The organism is Pseudolabrys sp. Root1462 (assembly GCF_001426945.1).
In the GTDB taxonomy this organism is placed as follows: Bacteria; Pseudomonadota; Alphaproteobacteria; order Rhizobiales; family Xanthobacteraceae; genus Pseudolabrys.
Map to the genome: position 1 here is coordinate 2,609,114 of NZ_LMFS01000001.1, position 19,631 is coordinate 2,628,744.

The following is a 19,631-nucleotide window of genomic DNA, read 5'->3' on the forward strand; positions in this document are numbered from 1 at the left end:
GATGGTCGGAACGGTCGATCCCACAGCAACTGCATGTGAGACCTTGAAAACAGCGCGAGCGCCGCCCGTCGGAGCCTCTGCCCCCGGCAACGCCTACCTGCCCTCCGTTACGAGCCCGCTCCCTGTTCGCGGTGCGCCGCACGCCTTTTGGTTAACACTTCGGCAATGCTTTCATGCCCTTAGGGTCGGAGTCTTGAAGGTAGGCGGATGACTTTCTGAAATTTTTCTGATAATGGCAGCGACCGATCGTCTAAGCCGACCAGGAATTGCGAATGACGAACGTGCATCGCTTTGCTGGTTTTGAATTCGATGCTCAGCAGGCCGCCTTGCGCCGGCCTGGCGGAGAAATCGTCCGGCTGCGTCCCAAACCTCTCAATATGCTGCAGTTTCTGATCACGAACGCGGGCCGCGTTGTGACCAAACAGGAGCTGATGGAAGCTGTCTGGCCGAACGTTCATGTTGGCGAGGACAGTCTTTTCCAATGTATCCGAGAGATCAGGAGCGCGATCGGCGACGACCGTCGGCAACTGATCAAGGTCATATCCGGGCGCGGCTATCTGTTCGACGCCGACGCCGCCGGATCCGAGTCGGCCACTGATTCCACACCGGCGTCAGCCGCCGCGCCATCCTCGGCGCCGTCCGTGCCGGCCGCAGCCGACCTGCCGCCCGCCGCCCTGATCGCGGAAAAGACGGCCGGATTCTTCCGCTTCGGGCCCCGCTCGATCGCCGTGGCGGCGAGCGTCGCCATCTGCGCCGTCGGTCTGGCGGTCGCGGCGCCCTACATCGGCCACCGCGTCTTCACTCAGCCGACTCCGGTTCTTGCGGTTACGCCGTTTGCCGACGCCAACGGCGATCCGAGGGTGGCGCTGATGGCCGCCAATGTCACCGACTCGTTGGTCGACGGCCTGTCGAGAATTCCAAATATCCGTGTCCTCGCCCCGGTCCGAAGCGCCGGTCCGACCGAGGTTTCGGCACGCACCGAAAAGGCCGACCTTATCCTGCGCGGCGAACTGCAGCAGGTCGACAAGTCCTGGAACCTGCAGGCGCGCATTATCGATGCCGCCACCAATGAGGTGCGGTGGACCACATCGTTTGCGGTCGACGCCAGTGTCAGCCCGGCCTTGCAGCAGTCGCGTCTGACGGCCGGGGTCGGCTATCCCCTCGCCGTCCGCATCAGTTCGCTCATTCATTCCGATTTCCGGCGCCGCAATGCCGATGTCGTCGTCGATCAGGCGCAGGCCTTCATCAACCGCACGTCTCGCGAGAAGTCCAAGACGGCGCAAGAGATGTTGGAAAAAGCGTTGGCCGCCGATCCGGATAATGTCGATCTGCAGGCGGCGCTGGCCGCGCAACTGCTGCGCGGCATCCAGACCGCCTGGTATCGAGACGCCGAGGCAGAAGCCGCCGAAAACCGCGCGCGCGGCCTGCTCGAAAGCGCGATCAAGCGTGAACCGAACTATATGCCGCTGCTCGAGGGTTATTGCCGTTTCCTCGCGGCGACCAACCATTTCGTCGACAGCCTGATCGCCTGTGCAAAGGCGCTGAACCAGGACCCGTGGGACGGCCTCGTACTCTTCCAGGTCGGCCTGTCGCAGATGCAGCTTGGCCGTTTCGACGACGCCCTCGCCTCCTTCCAGCAGGCCGACAGTTTCGACACGCCGGAAGTCTCGCGCTGGACCTGGCTGCTCGGCGCCGGCTACGCCTATATCTTCCTCGATCGCAGTGAAGAAGCGCTGCCCTGGCTTGAGCGATCGCTGGCGGTGACACCGGGCACCGGTCGCACGCATTTCCTGCTGGCGGCCGCCTATCAGCGGCTCGGCCGCACCGACGACGCCAAGGCGGCTGTGGCGGCGGGCATGAAACTGCGGCCCGGCACGACGCTCGAAAACGTCGGCCTTCCGAAGAAGAATGCCAGCGAGATTTACCTGTCGCGCGCCAGAGAAGTGAACGCGCTGCTGGCCGCCGCGGGCATTCCCGAAAAGTAATCGACAGCGCTGCGCTACTGCGCGGGCTTTTGCTTGATCGTGCCGGTGACGTCGCCGGCGCCGCAATCCTTCGGCGCATCGCTGGCCTTGCATTGATCGGCCACGTTGCTCGCCGGTTCTGGGGTGTTCAGCAGGGCGTAGCCCTCAATCCGGCTGGCGCCGGCCGCGGCCATGATCTGATGCCGGCCGGCCAAGCGGCTTCGGCATTGAGCGTAGGTATCGGTGTTGCCGGCATCGGCGGAATAACGGCAGAGCGCGGCGTCGTCGCCAACAATCGATTCCGGGCTGGAACTGCAACCGGCCAAAACCACCGCAATCCCGAGCGCCGCCGCCGTCCGAAATAACGCGGCATTATGCATTAGTTGCCCCACCCACGCGCTCGACTTGAACATCGGCTCTTCAACCGGTCAAGGAACTCGGCCGATTTTCCCCCCGCAAATACTTGATTCAACGGGCTCCTCGCGTCCATTGCCCGCCTGTCCGCCATGGGTTAAGTGCGCTGCAGCAATCCTCCGACCTCTGGACTTTTCCGGCGCATGATCCGTCTCGACAACGTCAGCAAACAAAACGGCCACCAGATCGTCTTCATCGAAGCCTCGGCCGCCCTGCACCGGGGCGAAAAGGTCGGTCTCGTCGGGCCCAATGGCGCCGGCAAGACAACCTTGTTTCGTCTGATGACCGGTCAGGAGGAGCCTGACGAAGGTCAAGTGGCCGTCGATCGCGGTATCACCATTGGCTATTTCAGCCAGGACGTCGGCGAGATGGCCGGACGCAGCGCGGTGGCCGAAGTCATGGACGGCGTCGGCCCGGTCAGCGAAGTGGCGGCCGAGCTGAAAGAACTCGAAGCCGCCATGTCCAATCCGGATCTGGCCGACCCCGAACGCGCCGGCGAAATGGAAGCGATCATCGAGCGCTACGGCGAAGTGCAGCAGCGCTTCACGGAGCTCGACGGCTATGCGCTCGAAAGCCGCGCCCGGGAAGTGCTCGCCGGTCTCTCCTTCTCGCAAGAGATGATGGACGGCGATGTCGGCAAACTGTCCGGCGGCTGGAAGATGCGTGTCGCACTCGCCCGCATTTTGTTGATGCGGCCCGATGCCATGCTGCTCGACGAGCCGTCGAACCATCTCGACATTGAAAGCCTGATCTGGCTCGAGCAATTTCTCAAAGGCTACGACGGCATGCTGATGATGACGTCGCATGACCGCGAGTTCATGAACCGTATTGTCGACAAGATCGTCGAGATCGACGGCGGTTCATTGACGTCGTATTCCGGAAACTATGAGTTCTACGCGCAGCAGCGCGCGCTGAACGAACAGCAGCAGCAGGCGCAGTTCGAGCGGCAGCAGGCGATGCTGGCGAAGGAACTGAAGTTCATCGAGCGCTTCAAGGCGCGCGCCTCCCATGCGGCGCAGGTGCAGAGCCGCGTCAAGAAGCTCGACAAGATCGAGCGCGTCGAGCCGCCCAAGCGGCGCCAGACCATTGCCTTCGACTTCCCGCAAGCGCCGCGCTCCGGCGAGGACGTCGTCAACCTGAAGAACGTCAGCAAGGCTTACGGCAGCCGCACCATCTACGACGATCTCGATTTCTCCATCCGCCGGATGGAGCGCTGGTGCGTCATGGGCATCAACGGCGCCGGCAAATCGACGTTGCTGAAGCTGATCGCCGGTGCGACCGAGCCCGACAGCGGGTCGGTTGCCGTCGGCGGCAGCGTCAAGATGGGCTATTTCGCGCAGCACGCCATGGACCTGCTCGATGGCGAGCGCACCGTCTTTCAGTCGTTGCAGGACGAATTCCCGCAGGCGAGCATCGGCTCGCTGCGCTCGCTCGCCGGCTGCTTCGGCTTTTCCGGCGACGATGTCGAAAAGAAATGCCGCGTATTGTCGGGCGGCGAAAAGGCCCGACTGGTCATGGCCAAGATGCTGTACGACCCGCCGAATTTCCTGGTGCTCGACGAGCCGACCAACCATCTCGACATGGCGACCAAGGAAATGCTGATCGGCGCGCTGTCGAAGTTCGAGGGCACCATGCTGTTCGTGTCGCACGACCGGCACTTCCTCGCCGCGCTGTCGAACCGCGTGCTCGAATTGACGCCGGACGGCCTGCACAAATACGGCGGCGGCTACACCGAATATGTCGCGCGCACCGGCTACGAAGCGCCTGGTCTACAAGGGTAGGTAGACCTCATGGTGAGGCGCATGCCAAAGGCATGCGTCTCGAACCATGAGGCCCGGGCCGCCTATCCTTCGAGACGCGGGCTACGCCCGCTCCTCAGCATGAGGCGGGGTTGGAAATCGTCAGAAAGCGTGACCCGCCGATCTTGTCGAGCGCATCACGATTTCGCCGATCTCGACATCATCCGGCTGCCCGATCGCGTAGAGCACCGCCTTGGCGACGGCTTCCGGCGTCATCGACGCCTGGCGCAAAGCGACGATCGTGTCGGCCGAGGCCTTGTCGGTGATGTCGTGGCCGAGTTCGGTCGTCGTGACGCCGGGAGACAGGACGGTGACGCGGATCTTGTCCATCTCCTGACGCAGACCTTCACTGATGGCCCAGACCGCGTACTTCGTCGCGCAATAGACACCGAAGCTCGGGCCGACCGCATGCGCACCGGTCGAAGCCGTGTTGATGATATGGCCACTGCCCTGAGCCTCCATGAGCGGCAGCGCCGCGGCGATGCCATGCAGTACGCCCTTGACGTTGACGTCGATCATGCTGTGCCATTCGTCGAGCTTGTAGGCATTGGTCGGCGACACTGGCATCAGACCGGCATTGTTGAACATGACGTCGACGCGGCCGAAGGCCTTCACCGCGAAATCGACCAGTGACTTGACGCTCACCGCATCGCTGACATCGACGGCCCTGTAGGCGGCTTTGCCGCCATTCTTTTCAATCTCGGCGACGAGTGCGGCGAGCCGGTCGGTGCGGCGGGCGCCGACGACGACATTGGCGCCCTTCCCGGCGAGAAGGCGGGCGGTCGCCTCGCCAATGCCGCTGGAGGCGCCGGTGATCACGATAGTCTTGGCTGAAAGGTCGGTCATGGTCTTGCTCCTTGTGTTGTTCGGTGAGCAGAACCTAGGTCCCGGACCCCGGACCCGACATGCCGGCCCCTCCAGACTTATTGCCTAATTCTCCAAATTTTGTCGGCAGGCGGTTTTCAGGACCGTCCCGAAGGGCTATAAAGGTATCGGAAAAAAGGACATTTCCGATGCAGGCCTTGGCCTCTCTGGTCGACAAATACTCCAACGGCGACGGCATGCACCCCACGGCCATTCCCGGCATGGAATGCATCCGACTGTCCGAGGCTGCCGTGCAGACGCCCTGGGTCTACCAGCCGTCGCTCTGCCTCATCGTGCAGGGCGAAAAGCGGGTTTCGCTCAACAACGAGAATTTCGTTTACGCACCGTCGCAATATCTGGCGATCACCGTCGATCTGCCGGCCGTCGGCACCATCACGCAGGCGAGCCGCGAGGCGCCGTATCTCTGTCTGAAGATCGACATCGATGTCGGAGTCGTCAGCGAACTGATCGCGCGGCGCGGCCTGCCGGCCAAGGCCGCGGACACGGAGCGCGGCCTGTTCGTCGGCACCGCCGATCCGGCGCTGGTCGATGCCATGACCCGGCTCGCCGGCCTGCTCGATACTCCGGATGACATCGACTATCTCGCGCCTCTCGCGGTCCGCGAAGTACACTACCGGCTTCTGCAGGGCGAACATGCTCAGCGCATCGTTCAGCTCGCGCTCGACGGCAGCAACACGCAGCGCATCGCGCTGGCTACCCGGCTGATCCGCGAGAAGTTCAACGAACCGCTGGTGATCGAGGACTTGGCACGCGCAGTGTCCATGAGCCCGTCGTCCTTCCATGCGCATTTCAAGCAGGTGACAGCGATGAGCCCGCTGCAATATCAGAAGCGTCTGCGCCTCATCGAAGCGCGGCAGCGGCTGATCGCCGGTACCGTGAACGCGAGCAACGCCGCCTACAGCGTCGGCTATGAAAGCGTCTCGCAGTTCAGCCGTGAATATACGCGTGCTTTCGGTGCGCCGCCGGCGACCGATATCGAACGCTTGCGCGCTGCCTAGCGCATCCGCTCGACCAGAAAGTCTATGAACAGCCTGACCTTCACCGACAGGTGACGGGTCGGTGGGTAGATGGCGTAAAGCGTGAGCTGCGGCGGCTTGTAGTCGTCAAGCGCGGTGACGAGCGCGCCGCTCTTCAATTCCTTCTCGGCGAGAAACACCGGCAGAACGGCAATGCCCCTGCCCTTGACCGCGGCATCGCGCAGCACCTCTGCGTTGTTGGCGCAGAGCGACCACCTCGGCGCGACCCAGTAATCCTGGCCGTCGGGGCCCGTCAGCTTCCACTGATTGCCGGTCGAGAGAAAGCCGTAGGTGAGACATTCGTGCTGGCGCAGATCGGCAGGCACTTCCGGCTTGCCGTGCTTCCTGAAATAGCCGGGTGAGGCGCAGACCACGCGATCGATATCGCTGAGCTTGCGCGCGATCAGGCTCGACGGTTCGAGTTCGGCAATGCGCAACGTGACGTCGAGCCCCTCTTGCACCGGGTCGAGCTGTTCGTCCGAGAGCACGAGCTGGATCTGCAGATCGGGGTACCGCTCCATGAAATCGGCCAGGACCGGCCCGAGCTTGATGGTACCGAACGACATCGGTGCGTTGACACGTAGTAGACCTCGCGGCGTCGATTGCGCTTGCGACGCCGCCTGGTCGGCGGCGTCGAGGTCGGCGAGCACGCTGAGCGCGCGCTCGTAATAAGCCTGGCCGGTCTCGGTCGGTGAAGCCTGCCGCGTGGTGCGGTTGAGGAGTTGCACGCCAAGCTCACGCTCGAGGTCGCCGACATATTTGCTGACTGCCGAACGCGACAGGCGCAGCTTGCGGCCGGCCTCGGCGAAGGAGCCCAGATCGACGACGTTCACGAAGGCCCGGAGGCTGGCGAGCTTGTCCATGGCGGCAGAATCCCGATTGTCGCCAATTCATAGACAATGATGCCACAAAATACCAGATTGTCGTTTCAGCGCGGACGGCCCAAATTACCGGCACGAGATCAGTCAGGGGCCGATGAGCCCCGCAGCAGGGAGCACATCATGTCCGGCATCCACCATGTCACGGCTATTGCGGGTAAGGCCCGGCGCAATTTCGACTTTTACACCCGCACGCTCGGCCTGCGCTTCGTCAAGCGCACGGTCAATTTCGACGATCCGGGCACCTATCACTTCTATTACGGCGACGAGGCCGGCCGGCCCGGCACCATTCTCACCTTCTTCCCCTGGGAGCATGCGGCACCGGGCCGTGGCGGCGTCGGCCAGACGCACCAGACCGCGTTCCGCGTGCCGGTGTCCTCGCTCGGCTGGTGGACCCACCGCCTGACCGAAAAGGGCGTCGCCTATGAGCCGCTGGAAAAGCGCTTCGGCGAATCCGTTCTCGCCTTCACCGATCCGGACGGCATGAGCCTCTCGCTCGTCGGCATTCCCGGCGCGGAGAATGAGGCCGGCTGGAGCAATGGCGACGTGCCGGTCGAACACGCCATCCGCGGCTTCCACGGCGTCACGCTTCTGCTCGACAGCGCGGCAAAGACCGGCGCGATCCTGACCGACGTGCTCGGTTACAAGGAAGCCGCGCGCGAGGGGTCGATCATCCGCTACCAGGCAACCGCGACGCCGGGGGGCTATGTCGATATCTACGAGGCCAAGGGCTTCATGACCGGACGTCAGGGTCGCGGCTCGGTACATCACATCGCCTTCCGCGCCACCACGGACGTCGAACAGGCGGCGATGGCGAAGAAGCTGATTGAGAAGCACGGCATGCGGCCGACCGAGCAACTCGACCGCAACTACTTCCGCTCGATCTATTTCCGTGAACCGGGCGGCGTGCTGTTCGAGATCGCGACCGATCAACCCGGCTTCGCCGTCGATGAGCCGGTGGAATCGCTCGGGCGCGAATTGAAGTTACCCGCCTTCCTCGAAGGCCATCGCGCCGAAATCGTGAAGGTGCTGCCGGTGCTTGACGAGGAGACCGTGTCGTGACCGACTTTGTCTATCGATTTGAAAAGGGATCGGCGACGGAGGCGCCGCCGATCCTCCTGCTCCATGGCACCGGCGGCGACGAGAACGATCTGATTGACCTCGGCCGCGTCGTCGCACCGGGCTCGGCGTTGCTGTCGCCAAGAGGGCAGGTACAGGAACACGGTATGCCGCGCTTCTTCCGCCGTCTCGGCGAAGGCGTGTTCGACGAGGCCGACGTAAGGCGGCGTGCCGACGAGCTCGCCGGCTTCGTGACCGCCGCTCGGCAGCGCTATGGCATCGAAGCGCCAATTGCTCTCGGCTTTTCCAACGGCGCCAACATCGCCGCGGCGATGTTGCTGCTACATCCGAGGCTTCTGTCCGGCGCCGTCTTGCTGCGCGCAATGGTGCCGTTGGCCGAACCGCCGGCGGCATCGATCCCGGGCACGGAAGTGCTGATCGCGTCCGGCGCGCAGGATCCGATCGCGCCGCCATCTAATGCGGCGCAACTCGCGTCGCAACTGCGCGAGCGCGGCGCTAGTGTCGATCACCGCATCGTGCCGGCCGGTCACGGCCTGACACAGGCGGACGTCAATCTGGCGGCCGCTTTCATCAGAAACGCCGCGAAGCGGACAGTGCCTGCTGTTGCCACTCAGCTTTAGCGAAACTGCCGGGCGATGCCGGAGCATCCAGCACCGCCCGGCGGAGACTAAAAATTCGCGCGCAACGACAGCGCGCCTTGATCGCCCTCGGTCGTGTTCCGCGCGGAGAATTCCCGATAATACTTCGCGCTCAAGATCATCGGCGTCTTGCCGGTGCGGATCACGTAGCGGATCGCCGGTCCGGCGCCGAACACCTGCGCCCGGCGAGAGCCGAGCGTGGCGCCTGCCCCGACATCGTCGGTCACTTGCGACATGACGTAACCGACGGCGCCGATCGACAGCCGCGGCGCGATGCTCTGCATCGCTGCGAAATCAACATGCGCGACATCGCCCGAGTGATATTGCGTCGTCGTATTCTCATAATTGGCGACGTAGGCAAAGGCCGCAGAAAACTCCAGGCCGGCTTTACGGTCGAGATAGGTGACAGCGAACTGCGGCGACCACGACCAATAGTTCTTTCCGGTGTTAATGCGCTGCGTTGCCTGGTAATCACCCGCCGGAATCCACAGCGACGCCGAAACGTTCCAGTGCCAATTGCCAAGATGCCAGCCGAGAACGATCGGACTAATCACCACATCGTTCAATCCGGTCATCGCATCGCTGGCGGCTACGCGCCGCGCCCCGTTCGTCACAGTGCGGTCGGCGGAAACCCCGGTCATCGCGCCACGAATCGCGAAGCCGTAGTTGGCGCCCCACAATTGCGCGGGCGTGACACCAACGATGCCCAGAATGTTGGAGACGGTTCGCAGGCTGGTGGCTAGCTGGCCCTGGGGAATGCGCGAGGTTTCGTGGCCGTTGTAGAAATTCAGGTCATACCGAACCTGGACGCCGGGCGGCGGCAGGATGCCGCTCGAGAAGTCCCGGTACCCTCTGAGATAGGGGCTCTGGCCACCCTCCATGGCGAACGCCGCAGGTGTCGCGACAATAATCGCACCCGCCGATACGACCGTTGGTAACAAACAGGCGAAGCGGCCAAGAGCGGCGAAAACGAGTTTCACCGAAGCGCCGCCGCCCTGCCTTGCGCGATGAAAGTCTTGAAAGCGCCCCACCACAAAGCGGGTACCACATGACCGCACCGTGGACCACGCTGCCGATGCGTTAGAAACAGGCTATTGGCCCGGCCAGCCCCGCATCGCAAGAGCGGCGACCTTACGCAACTCGTCTCGGCTTGCGCCGGAGGCGGCGCGCACCGACATGCCGTCGAGCACCGTCATATAGTAACCAGCGAGGTCCTTGGGTTCGATCTCCTCCGGCAACTCACCGGAAGCTTTGGCCTTGGTGAAACGCTCGACCAGCATCTGCTCACTCTCAGCCCGCTTGGCGCTCATATGGTCCGCCAGAACATGCCCGCAATCGCCGCTGGTTAGAGTTCCCTTCACCAGCATGCAGCAGTGGGGATTGCCTTCGGTGGCATAGAACCCAATGACGCGGTCGAACAGGCGTTCCATCATGGCGCGCGCCGTCGGCTCGCTCATGAGCTCGGTCCAAACCTGCTTACGAACTTCGGCGTATCGGTCGAGCGCCGAGCGGAACAGCTTCTCTTTATTACCGAAGGCGGCGTAAAGGCTCGGCGGGCTGATTCCCATAGCGTGGGTCAGCTCCGAAATGGAGGTGCCCTCATAGCCATGCCGCCAGAACACGTCCAAAGCCTTGTCCAGGGCTTGCTTTGCATCGAATTCCCTGGGTCTTCCCATTGTTCCCATTACGGAATCTTCCCTCGGCCGTTGTCCCCTCAGCCATTTTCCGCGCGGCGCCCCTAGTGGGACAACCCACCAAAAGACGTCTTTATTTTTGTAGCATCACTTATATAAGTACCTTGACACCGACTTCCACCCACCACATCTGTAGCGTTCACTACATATATGGCTGGTGGAGAAATTTCAATGGAATCGCAGTCGAAAACGGGACCGGGTCGCGCGCGCATCTGGAGCGCCGGGGTCGCCGCCCTCGTCGTCGTCGCAGCGGTCGGCGTTTACATCGTTCTGCCTGGCTCGAATGCGCAGACCAAGGCCGCCGCAGCAGCGCCGTCCGCGGTGCCGGTATCTGTCGCCATCGTCGAACCCCGCTCCGTCAAATTGTGGGATGAGTTCTCCGGCCGGCTCGAAGCTGTAGAGCGCGTCGAGATCCGTTCGCGTGTGGCGGGAGCCATCGAGTCCGTCAAATTCCGCGAAGGTGCCCTGGTAAACAAGAACGATGTGCTGATCGTCATCGATCCGGCGCCCTATGCCGCCGAGGTGATGCGGGCGAAGGCGCAGCTTGCAGCCGCGCAGGCCCGTTCTGCCCTGACGCAAACCGATCTCGAACGTGGCAAGCAGCTCATCGACTCGCGGACGATGTCGCAGCGCGATCTCGACCAGCGCGAGAACGCAGCGCGCGAAGCCGATGCCAACGTCAAGGCAGCGCAAGCAAATCTGGATTCGGCGCAGTTGAATCTGGACTACACACAGATCCGCGCTCCGGTCGCCGGCCGCGTCGGCCGTCTGAACGTCACGGTTGGAAACCTGGTCGCCGCGGGCGCGAACGGACCGGTGCTGACCAGCCTGGTGTCGGTGAATCCGATGTATGCCAGCTTCGACGCCGACGAAGCCGCGGTACGACGTGCGCTCGGCTCGCTACCGACGCAGGGCGCGCGCGACGAGATTGACCGCATTCCGGTGCAGATGATCGTCGGCGGCAGCGAACAGCCCCGCGAAGGTAAGTTGCAGCTCATCGACAACCAGGTCGCCTCTGCGACCGGTACGCTGCGCCTGCGCGCTGTGTTCGACAACGCCGATGGCGCTTTACTGCCGGGTCAGTTCGCGCGCCTGTTCCTGGGACGGGCGGACCACAAGCCAGTGCTCATGGTCAGCGAGCGCGCGATTGGCACCGATCAGGACAAGCGTTACGTGCTGGTGGTCGGCAACGACAAGAAAGCGGCCTATCGCGAAATCAGCCTCGGGGCCGCCGCTGATGGCTTGCGCGTCGTCGATTCCGGTCTCAACGCCGGCGACCAGGTCATTGTCAACGGCCTGATGCGCGTGCGCCCCGGTGCACCGGTCGAACCCAAGCTCGTGCCGATGCTGGCCGAGAACGACACCAAGACGTCGAGCCACTAATCGCGGCTCGATTACTCTTCCCTGTTTCCAATCGAGCATTTTCGCCGCCGGTATAGCCATGAATATTTCGCGCTTTTTCATCGACCGCCCAATCTTCGCCGGCGTTTTGTCGACGCTGATCTTCCTCGCCGGCCTGCTGGCGCTGCGGGCCATGCCGATCTCTGAGTATCCGGAGGTCGTGCCCCCGTCAGTCGTCGTTCGCGCGCAATATCCGGGTGCGAACCCGCGCGTCATCGCCGAGACCGTGGCGACGCCGATCGAGGAATCCGTCAATGGCGTCGAAGGCATGCTCTACATGAGCAGCCAGGCGACGACCGACGGTCTGATGACGCTAACCGTCACCTTCGCCCTCGGCACCGATCCCGACAAGGCGACCCAGCTTGTGCAGAACCGCGTGTCGCAGGCCGAAGCGCGACTGCCGGAAGAGGTGCGCACGCTCGGCATCACCACGACCAAGAGCTCGCCCGACCTGACCATGGTCGTGCACATCTTGTCGCCGAACGGCCGCTACGACATGACGTATCTGCGCAACTATGCGCTGCTCAACGTCAAGGATCGTATCGCACGCATCAAGGGCATCGGCGACGTGCAATTATTTGGCGCCGGCGATTACGCCATGCGCGTCTGGCTCGACCCGCAGAAGGTCGCGGCCCGCGGCCTGTCGGCCGGCGACATCGTCCGTGAAATCCGCGCGCAGAACGTCCAGGCCGCTGCCGGCATCGTCGGCGGCTCCCCAGGCGTGCCCGGCCTCGATCTACAGCTTTCACTGAATGCGCAGGGCCGCCTCAACACCGTCGAGGAATTTGGCGACATTATTGTGCGCACCGGCACCGACGGCCAGGTGACACGTCTCAAGGATATTGCCCGGCTCGAACTCGGCTCTTCCGACTATGCGCTGCGCTCGCTGCTCGACAACAAGGACGCGGTCGCCATAGGCATCATGCAGGCGCCGGGATCCAACGCGCTCGACATCTCCGATAGCGTGCGCAAGGTGATGGCCGACCTCAAGGTCGCCATGCCGGAAGGCGTCGATTACTCGATCGTCTACGACCCGACGCAGTTCATCCGGGCCTCGATTGAAGCGGTCGTGCACACGCTGCTCGAAGCCATTATCCTCGTCGTTCTGGTCGTCATCCTGTTCCTGCAAACCTGGCGCGCCTCGATCATCCCCCTGCTCGCCGTGCCAGTGTCGATCATCGGCACTTTCGCGGTGATGTACGCACTCGGCTTCTCGATCAACGCGCTATCGCTGTTCGGCCTCGTGCTGGCGATCGGCATCGTTGTCGACGACGCCATCGTCGTCGTCGAGAACGTCGAGCGCAATATCGAGAGCGGCTTGTCGGCGCGCGACGCCACCTATCGCGCCATGAGCGAAGTGTCGGGCCCGATCGTCGCCATCGCGCTGGTGCTGGTGGCGGTGTTCGTGCCGCTCGCCTTCATCAGCGGTCTGTCCGGCCAGTTCTACAACCAGTTCGCGCTCACCATCGCCATCTCGACGGTAATCTCCGCGATCAACTCACTGACCTTGTCGCCGGCACTCGCCGCATTGTTGCTCAAGGGCCACGACGCGCCGAAGGATTGGCTCACCCGCGGCATGGATAAGGTGCTCGGACCGTTCTTCCGCCTGTTCAACCGCGGCTTCGGCGCCGGCACGCGCGCTTACGGCGGCGGCGTCGGCGGCCTGCTGGGCCGCAAGACCGTCGTCATGGGTGTTTACGTGGTGCTGGTGGCCGTCACCGTCGCCATGTTCCGCATCGTGCCGGGCGGTTTCATCCCGAGCCAGGACAAGCAGTATCTCGTCGGTTTTGCTCAGTTGCCGGACGGCGCCACGCTCGACCGCACCGAGGACGTGATCCGGCAGATGAGCGACATCGCGCTGAAGACGCCGGGCGTCGAAAGCGCGGTCGCCTTCCCCGGCCTGTCGATTGCCGGTTTCACCAACTCGTCGAATGCCGGCATCGTCTTCGTGACGCTGAAGCCGTTCGATGAGCGCAAGGCTCCGAACCTGTCGGGCGGCGCCATCGCCATGGCGCTGAACATGAAGTATGCGGCGATCGGCGAGGCCTTCATCGCCATGTTCCCGCCACCGCCGGTGATGGGCCTCGGCACGATTGGCGGCTTCAAGATGCAGATCGAGGATCGCGCCGGCCTCGGTTATCGCGCGCTCGACGACGCTACCAAGGCGTTCCTCGGCAAGGCGATGCAGACGCCAGAGCTGGCCGGCCTGTTCACCAGCTTCCGTGTGAACGTGCCGCAGCTCTACGCCGACATCGACCGCACCAAGGCGCGGCAGCTCGGCGTGCCGGTGCCGGACATCTTCGAGGCGCTCCAGACCTATCTCGGCTCGGTCTACGTCAACGACTTCAACAAGTTCGGCCGCACCTATTCGGTGCGCGTGCAGGCCGACGCCAAGTTCCGCGCCTATGCCGAAGACGTTGCGCGGCTGCAGGTGCGCTCGAGCAACGGGCAGATGGTGCCGCTTGGCGCCGTTCTGAACATCAAGACCGCCGCAGGGCCGGAACGCGCCATGCGCTATAACGGCTTCCTGTCGGCGGACATCAGCGGCGGTCCCGCCCCCGGCTATTCGTCCGGCCAGGCGCAGGCGGCGATCGAACGGATCGCCGCGGAGACGTTGCCCAAGGGCATCAGCTTTGAGTGGACCGAACTGACCTATCAGCAGATCCTCGCCGGCGACTCCGCGGTGCTGATCTATCCGATCGCGATCCTGCTGGTGTTCCTGGTGCTCGCGGCACTGTATGAAAGCTTGGTCCTGCCGGTGGCGATCATGTTGATCGTGCCGATGGGCCTGATGGCGGCGATGATCGGCGTCTGGCTGACCGGCGGCGACAACAACATCTTCACCCAGATCGGCCTGTTCGTGCTGGTCGGCCTGTCGGCCAAGAACGCGATCCTGATCGTCGAGTTCGCGCGCGAACTGGAGCTCGCCGGCGAGCCGCCGCTGAAGGCCGCGATCACCGCCAGCCGGCTGCGACTGCGGCCGATTTTGATGACATCGATGGCGTTCATCATGGGTGTGGTACCGCTGGTCACATCGGTCGGCGCTGGCGCCGAGATGCGTCACGCCATGGGCGTCGCGGTGTTCGCCGGCATGATCGGCGTCACCTTGTTCGGCATCTTCCTGACGCCGGTGTTCTACATGGTGGTGCGCGCCCTCTCCGGCTTCAAGCCGCTGCAGACGCACGGCACAGCGCCCGCCCCTGGCGCCAGCGCGCCGGCGTCGTCACACGGCGCCTAACCTGCGGGACTGGCGCCGCCGAACGGCTTGATGTTACACCGGCCTCCCACATCGGAGCAGGTCATGGGGCAACATCATATTCTTCGCGGCAACGTCGGCACCGTGCATCGCGGCACCTTCGACGCCACGATAAAACCGGTGCTGCGCATCGCCTCCGGCGACACCGTCGAGGTGACGACGCTCTCGGGTAACGACGAGAACTTGCCACCGCCTGGCTTGCCCTTCCGGGTGATGCCGGAGCACGAGCGCGTGCTGGCGCAGGTGCCACGCGGCATTGGCGCCCATCTGATGACCGGGCCGATCGAGGTCGCAGGCGCGGTGCCCGGCGACGAACTGGTCGTCGAAGTGCTCGAGCTCGGCTTCCCACAGCCCTGGGGCTGGAACATGATCAAGCCTGGCAACGGTACGCTACCGGGGGACTTCCCCAATCTGCGGCACATCTTCGTCCCAATCGATGAAACCCGCGGCGTCGTCACCATGCCGTGGGGCCTGGAACTGAAGACGTCACCGTTCTTCGGCGTCATAGGCGTCGCGCCCCGCCCGGCCGATGGCACCTGCATCTCCAACATTCCCCGCTCGTTCGGCGGCAACATGGACAACAAGCACTTCGGCGTCGGCGCCAAGGTACATCTGCCGGTGTTCAATGACGGCGGCCTGCTGTCGGTCGGCGACGGCCACGCCGTGCAGGGTGACGGTGAGGTCTGCGTCACTGCTATCGAGACGGCGCTGCGCGGCAAGCTGCGCGTCACGCTCGTGAAGCAGACCGGCATCGACCATCCCTTCGCCGAAACCCCCACTCACATGATCACCATGGGCTTTGACGAAGATCTCGACCGCGCCGCCGAATTCGCGCTGCGCGCTATGATCAGAAAGATCGGCGAGATCAGCGGCCTGTCGGCCGAAGACGCCTACTCGCTGTGCAGCGTCGCCGCCGATGTGCACGTGACGCAGCTCGTCAACGTCGCCAAGGGCGTGCACGTGATGATCGCGAAAGACCTACTGAAGGCCGGCTAGCCTCTATCGACAATCACTGCCACCGGGCCGCCGCCATCCGGGCCCTGGTGTTCGGCGCCGCCGGAAACATAGATCTCCGCATGACCGACAAGACCGGCCAGCGCGCCGCAGACGAAACCCCGCGCGTGCCGGGTCGAGGCGATATCGCTGTCGTCGAGCATGGTGTGGCGATGGCCGCGCAGCCGGCCGTCATGGCTGGCTTCGGCCTTGGCCAGCAGCGCCACCATCTTGTTGCGCTGCGCGGGGTCGAGCTGGCCCGCCGCGCCGAGACCGAGCCGCTGCAGCGCCGCGCGCACCGGCTCGATATCGATGCCGTCGCGCATCACCGCATGGTCGATCGCCAGCGGCCCCGACCAATCCTTCGACATGCCGAGCACGACGATCTCGTGGTTGACGAGTTCGATGCCGGCCGAGGTCGAGGCGCGGCCCGACCATAGCGACCAATCCGAACCGATCTGCGCCTCGGTGATAGCCGCGCGATCGATTTCACCCAGCGCCACCGCCGCGCCAAGCGCGCTGGCGGCACGCGACAAACTCATCGACTTGAGCGTATCCCGTGTTGCCACCGCGGCGCCACGCGCCTCGGCCTCGGCAATGCGCTGCGCCGTCAGCAGCGGGCATTTGATCTGGACGAAGTGAACATCGGCAGGATCGGCAATGCCGGCATCCTCCATCGCCGCGCGAACGCCGGCCGCGACTTGATCGACCTCGCCAAGGCGGCCGAGTTGTTCGTAGGGCAACTGGAGCGTATGGGCCCGGCCGATCGCCAGCGCCGGCGATCGACCGCCCTCGCCTTTGCCCCGCTCGAACACGATCCAATGCGGCGCCATGCCACCTTCAGTGCCGCCCGACATCACAAGACAGATCTGCGCGGCCTCGGCCTGCGGCAAATGACGCTCGAACAGCAGCGTGAGGGCGGTCGTCGCCAGGCCGCGGCTGAAATCGTTGACCAGGCCATTGCCCTCGGTCTTGCCGAGTACCGCGATGACCCCCTTCGGATCGATACGGCCGGAGGCAATCGCCGCCTCAAGGCCGCTGACGTCGTTCGGTGAGGACGCTGAAATGCGATGGACCTTGGCGATCGGCATAATGTCACGCACAATAAAGAGGACCGGTGTAATGCTTGCGCAGCGCCGACTTCAGTTCCGGCATGGCCGCGCGCACATCGGCGGTCGTTGGATATTTGGCGCGCAGCGCGGCCAGCAGTTCGGCTTCAAGCGCCGGCAGATCGACGCCGACAACCTTGCCGTCGCGCACGACATCGCAGCCGGCGACGATGAGACCCGTGATGTATTGCCGGACGCCTTTGGCCAGCAGCAATTCGAACGGCGGCACGTCGGGCTCTATGAGTTCGGCTGACAGAGCCTTCCAGTCCAGCGCGAGCAGATCGGCGGGCGCGCCCGGCGCAAGGCCCTCATCCTTCATACCGGTGACAGCGAAGCGGCCATTAGCTGTCGCAAAGCGCATGAGATCGGCTTGCGACACGCGGACGTCGAAGCCGGAGGCCTTGTGGACGTTATACGCGAGCCGCATCTCGCGCAGCGCGTCTTCGTCCTCATCGAAGGCGAGCCCGTCGAGTCCCATGGCGACGCGGCAGCCGCGCTTGATGAACTCGGCGACCGGCGCGAGCCCCGAACTGACGATGAAGTTCGACGAGGTGTTGACCACGATGGTGGCGCCGCGTTCGGCGATCAGGTCGATCTCGTCAGACCGCAGATAGATGCAATGCGCGAAGGACACGCGCTCATTGACCAGGCCGATCTCGTCGAGATAGCGGACAATGCCCTGCGGAAACTGCCGATCGGCCCAGGCGCGCTGATATTTAGTCTCGAGCAGGTGCATGTGGACGCGTCGGTTCGACGCCCCCGAAGCTTCGCCGATCAGGCGCAGCATCTCGTCGGTGCACCACTGCACGCCGGCGGGGCCATACTGGACTGTGATTCCGTGGCCCTCGATGTCCCTAGCCACCGCCTCGACCATCGCCACCTGCTCGGCCGCCGGCACCGGCTTGCGCAGGAAGCGCCGCGTCACGCAGTCGCAGGCTTCAGGCGACAACTCGGCGAGCAGCTTTTCGTGCGGGTCGTAGACCAGCGGATTGAGATCGCGGCAATGCACGGCCAGCGCCATGCGGATGCCGACGTCCCGCGCCGCCCTGGCCACGGCGCGGGCTTCGGTCGGGAAATCAGTGAGACCCTGCACACGCGTGTAGTGCGCCATGACGGAGCCGACACCGCCGCGCGCCGAGCGCGCGAATGACACGGCGCTCGACAGGTAAGGATCAACCGCCGGCAGCAGCGTCAGATAAGGCAGCCAGGCCTCGAGCGGCACGTCATAGCTGCCGGTCTGGCTCAGCCGCGCGATGCGCGCATGGTCGTGCGCGTTGGCGAGTGCCGGCATGACGAGCGAACCGTTACCCTGGCCCGCCGTCACGCCAGTGATTGTGCCGCCGTCGACGGCGACGGATTGGTTGGCAGCCGCGGCCTTGCCCGCGCCGGGAAGCAGCCAGGAAGCCGCGGCTGTCGTTGTCATGTCGTCTTCCCGCCGGAACGCGTGTCTTAGAAATTGAGCTTGAGCATGCGCTCGGACTTCGGCGGCAGGAACGAACGGTCGAACACATCCTTCACCGCCGGCGTGTTCGGCAGCTTGTAGGTGTCGACCAGGAGCTTGATGCCCTTTTCCATGCGGGCGTCGGAAACGTCGCCAAGGCCGTTGGCGTCGGTCTCCTTGGATACGAAATGCGTCTTCAGGGCGTATTGCAGGCGCTTGAGTTCGATATCCTCGCTCATGAGCGGCTCGACCTTAAGCATCTCCTTGACGCCGGCGGCCGGATCGGCCGCCACGTCGATCATGGCGCGGTTGAGCGCGCGGACGAGCCCGGCCACCGCCTTCGGCTTCTCGGCTATCATGGACTTCGATACCATGATGCCGTTGGAATAGAGATCGATGCCGTAGTCCGAGAAGTAGAACCAGCGGAAATCCTTGAGCGGATCCATCTTCATGCCGATGAAGTTGGCGTAGCTGGTCACGGTGAAGATGGCCGAGAAGTCGACATCGTCTTTCACCAGCATTTGCTCCTGCAGGTTCGGCGCCATGTTGACGGTCGATACCTTGCTGGCGTCGATGCCGTTAAGCGCGGCGAGCGCCGGAAACAGTTGCCCCGCCGCACCGCCCGCCGGCGTACCCATCTTCTTGCCCTCGAGATCCTTGAGGGTCTTGATCGGCGAATCCTTCTTCACGATCAGCGCGAAAGGCGGCGTGTTGTAGATCATGTAGACCATCACCGGCTGCTGGCCGGGCTTGGTGCCGGCGAACTGGATGATGGCGTTCATGTCACCGAAGCCGGCGTCATAGGTGCCGGACACGATGCGCGTCACCGTCGCGGCCGAACCGGTACCCTGATCGATCGAGACGTCGAGGCCCTCCTTGGCGAAATATCCGTGATCCTTGGCCCAGAAGATGTAGGCGTGCAGGCCCTGATATTTCCAGTCGAGCGTGAAGCGGATCTTGGTCGGCTCGTCCGCCTTCGCGCCGGCTCCCAGACACAGCAGCGCCGCGAGCGCCGCCATGCCAAAACGCAACTTAGACATTCAGTTCTCCATATTCCAAGGGA

At 63.9% G+C, this 19,631-nt stretch carries 16 protein-coding genes; 8 read left to right on the forward strand and 8 right to left on the reverse strand.

Annotated features, from left to right (window positions below):
- Positions 1 to 272: 272 nt before the first annotated feature.
- A complete protein-coding gene (locus ASD45_RS12620; protein WP_082540813.1) occupies positions 273 to 1,985 on the forward strand; it encodes a winged helix-turn-helix domain-containing protein in 1,713 nt (570 codons plus the stop codon).
- A gap of 14 nt (positions 1,986 to 1,999) precedes the next feature.
- Here the strand turns inward: ASD45_RS12620 and ASD45_RS12625 are convergent, their stop codons facing one another.
- Complete coding sequence (locus ASD45_RS12625; protein ID WP_156380821.1) at positions 2,000 to 2,377, reverse strand: hypothetical protein; 378 nt, start codon at positions 2,375 to 2,377, stop codon at positions 2,000 to 2,002.
- A gap of 144 nt (positions 2,378 to 2,521) precedes the next feature.
- Here ASD45_RS12625 and ASD45_RS12630 point away from each other — a divergent pair, with 144 nt between their 5' ends.
- Positions 2,522 to 4,159, forward strand: coding sequence for an ABC-F family ATP-binding cassette domain-containing protein (locus ASD45_RS12630; RefSeq protein WP_056911799.1), 1,638 nt, complete (start codon positions 2,522 to 2,524; stop codon positions 4,157 to 4,159).
- A 120-nt stretch (positions 4,160 to 4,279) separates the two neighbouring features.
- On the opposite strand, the gene ASD45_RS12635 is transcribed toward ASD45_RS12630, so the two are convergent.
- The gene (locus ASD45_RS12635) at positions 4,280 to 5,023 is read right to left on the reverse strand and encodes an SDR family oxidoreductase (protein ID WP_056911800.1); all 744 of its coding nucleotides are present in this window, start codon (positions 5,021 to 5,023) and stop codon (positions 4,280 to 4,282) included.
- A gap of 167 nt (positions 5,024 to 5,190) precedes the next feature.
- On the opposite strand from ASD45_RS12635, the gene ASD45_RS12640 reads away from it, so the two are divergent.
- Positions 5,191 to 6,060, forward strand: coding sequence for an AraC family transcriptional regulator (locus ASD45_RS12640; RefSeq protein WP_056911801.1), 870 nt, complete (start codon positions 5,191 to 5,193; stop codon positions 6,058 to 6,060).
- Here ASD45_RS12640 and ASD45_RS12645 read toward each other — a convergent pair.
- Positions 6,057 to 6,941, reverse strand: coding sequence for a LysR family transcriptional regulator (locus ASD45_RS12645; RefSeq protein ID WP_056911802.1), 885 nt, complete (start codon positions 6,939 to 6,941; stop codon positions 6,057 to 6,059). The genes ASD45_RS12640 and ASD45_RS12645 overlap by 4 nt on opposite strands.
- 138 nt (positions 6,942 to 7,079) lie before the next feature.
- Here ASD45_RS12645 and ASD45_RS12650 point away from each other — a divergent pair, with 138 nt between their 5' ends.
- Both ASD45_RS12650 and ASD45_RS12655 read left to right on the forward strand, forming a co-directional pair.
- Positions 7,080 to 8,018: a ring-cleaving dioxygenase gene (locus ASD45_RS12650; protein ID WP_056911803.1), complete on the forward strand. Its 939-nt coding sequence runs from the start codon at positions 7,080 to 7,082 to the stop codon at positions 8,016 to 8,018.
- Complete coding sequence (locus ASD45_RS12655; protein WP_056911804.1) at positions 8,015 to 8,656, forward strand: alpha/beta hydrolase; 642 nt, start codon at positions 8,015 to 8,017, stop codon at positions 8,654 to 8,656. Before ASD45_RS12650 ends, ASD45_RS12655 begins: the two co-directional genes overlap by 4 nt.
- Before the next feature lie 47 nt (positions 8,657 to 8,703).
- On the opposite strand, the gene ASD45_RS12660 is transcribed toward ASD45_RS12655, so the two are convergent.
- Both ASD45_RS12660 and ASD45_RS12665 read right to left on the reverse strand, forming a co-directional pair.
- The gene (locus ASD45_RS12660) at positions 8,704 to 9,654 is read right to left on the reverse strand and encodes a transporter (RefSeq protein WP_156380823.1); all 951 of its coding nucleotides are present in this window, start codon (positions 9,652 to 9,654) and stop codon (positions 8,704 to 8,706) included.
- Between the two features lie 111 nt (positions 9,655 to 9,765).
- Positions 9,766 to 10,359 carry a TetR/AcrR family transcriptional regulator gene (locus ASD45_RS12665; protein ID WP_056911806.1) on the reverse strand — a complete coding sequence of 198 codons (594 nt, stop codon included), beginning with the start codon at positions 10,357 to 10,359 and terminating at the stop codon, positions 9,766 to 9,768.
- 180 nt (positions 10,360 to 10,539) lie between these two features.
- On the opposite strand from ASD45_RS12665, the gene ASD45_RS12670 reads away from it, so the two are divergent.
- The 3 genes from ASD45_RS12670 (at position 10,540) to ASD45_RS12680 (ending at position 16,021) form a co-directional block, all read left to right on the forward strand.
- Positions 10,540 to 11,751, forward strand: coding sequence for an efflux RND transporter periplasmic adaptor subunit (locus ASD45_RS12670; protein WP_156380824.1), 1,212 nt, complete (start codon positions 10,540 to 10,542; stop codon positions 11,749 to 11,751).
- A 58-nt stretch (positions 11,752 to 11,809) separates the two neighbouring features.
- Entirely contained in the window at positions 11,810 to 15,007 is a 3,198-nt protein-coding gene (locus tag ASD45_RS12675) for a multidrug efflux RND transporter permease subunit (RefSeq protein ID WP_056911808.1), read from the forward strand.
- 63 nt (positions 15,008 to 15,070) lie between these two features.
- Complete coding sequence (locus ASD45_RS12680; RefSeq protein ID WP_056911809.1) at positions 15,071 to 16,021, forward strand: acetamidase/formamidase family protein; 951 nt, start codon at positions 15,071 to 15,073, stop codon at positions 16,019 to 16,021.
- On the opposite strand, the gene ASD45_RS12685 is transcribed toward ASD45_RS12680, so the two are convergent.
- From ASD45_RS12685 to ASD45_RS12695, 3 genes are read right to left on the reverse strand one after another with little or no spacing between them, the layout of a single operon-like run.
- Complete coding sequence (locus ASD45_RS12685) at positions 16,018 to 17,109, reverse strand: ring-opening amidohydrolase (RefSeq protein WP_056911810.1); 1,092 nt, start codon at positions 17,107 to 17,109, stop codon at positions 16,018 to 16,020. The genes ASD45_RS12680 and ASD45_RS12685 overlap by 4 nt on opposite strands.
- Positions 17,110 to 17,113: 4 nt before the next feature.
- Positions 17,114 to 18,550, reverse strand: coding sequence for an amidohydrolase family protein (locus tag ASD45_RS12690; RefSeq protein ID WP_056911811.1), 1,437 nt, complete (start codon positions 18,548 to 18,550; stop codon positions 17,114 to 17,116).
- Positions 18,551 to 18,576: 26 nt separating this feature from the next.
- On the reverse strand, positions 18,577 to 19,608 hold the full coding sequence (locus ASD45_RS12695) for an ABC transporter substrate-binding protein (protein WP_056911812.1): 1,032 nt from the start codon (positions 19,606 to 19,608) through the stop codon (positions 18,577 to 18,579).
- Between the last annotated feature and the right edge of the window lie 23 nt (positions 19,609 to 19,631).

Bases quoted from the DNA above. Each gene is read 5' to 3' on its own strand.
- ASD45_RS12620 (WP_082540813.1), top strand. From the start codon at position 273: ATGACGAACGTGCATCGCTTTGCTGGTTTTGAATTCGATGCTCAGCAG.
- ASD45_RS12625 (WP_156380821.1), bottom strand. From the start codon at position 2,377: ATGTTCAAGTCGAGCGCGTGGGTGGGGCAACTAATGCATAATGCCGCG.
- ASD45_RS12630 (WP_056911799.1), top strand. From the start codon at position 2,522: ATGATCCGTCTCGACAACGTCAGCAAACAAAACGGCCACCAGATCGTC.
- ASD45_RS12635 (WP_056911800.1), bottom strand. From the start codon at position 5,023: ATGACCGACCTTTCAGCCAAGACTATCGTGATCACCGGCGCCTCCAGC.
- ASD45_RS12640 (WP_056911801.1), top strand. From the start codon at position 5,191: ATGCAGGCCTTGGCCTCTCTGGTCGACAAATACTCCAACGGCGACGGC.
- ASD45_RS12645 (WP_056911802.1), bottom strand. From the start codon at position 6,941: ATGGACAAGCTCGCCAGCCTCCGGGCCTTCGTGAACGTCGTCGATCTG.
- ASD45_RS12650 (WP_056911803.1), top strand. From the start codon at position 7,080: ATGTCCGGCATCCACCATGTCACGGCTATTGCGGGTAAGGCCCGGCGC.
- ASD45_RS12665 (WP_056911806.1), bottom strand. From the start codon at position 10,359: ATGGGAACAATGGGAAGACCCAGGGAATTCGATGCAAAGCAAGCCCTG.
- ASD45_RS12670 (WP_156380824.1), top strand. From the start codon at position 10,540: ATGGAATCGCAGTCGAAAACGGGACCGGGTCGCGCGCGCATCTGGAGC.
- ASD45_RS12675 (WP_056911808.1), top strand. From the start codon at position 11,810: ATGAATATTTCGCGCTTTTTCATCGACCGCCCAATCTTCGCCGGCGTT.
- ASD45_RS12680 (WP_056911809.1), top strand. From the start codon at position 15,071: ATGGGGCAACATCATATTCTTCGCGGCAACGTCGGCACCGTGCATCGC.
- ASD45_RS12685 (WP_056911810.1), bottom strand. From the start codon at position 17,109: ATGCCGATCGCCAAGGTCCATCGCATTTCAGCGTCCTCACCGAACGAC.
- ASD45_RS12690 (WP_056911811.1), bottom strand. From the start codon at position 18,550: ATGACAACGACAGCCGCGGCTTCCTGGCTGCTTCCCGGCGCGGGCAAG.
- ASD45_RS12695 (WP_056911812.1), bottom strand. From the start codon at position 19,608: ATGTCTAAGTTGCGTTTTGGCATGGCGGCGCTCGCGGCGCTGCTGTGT.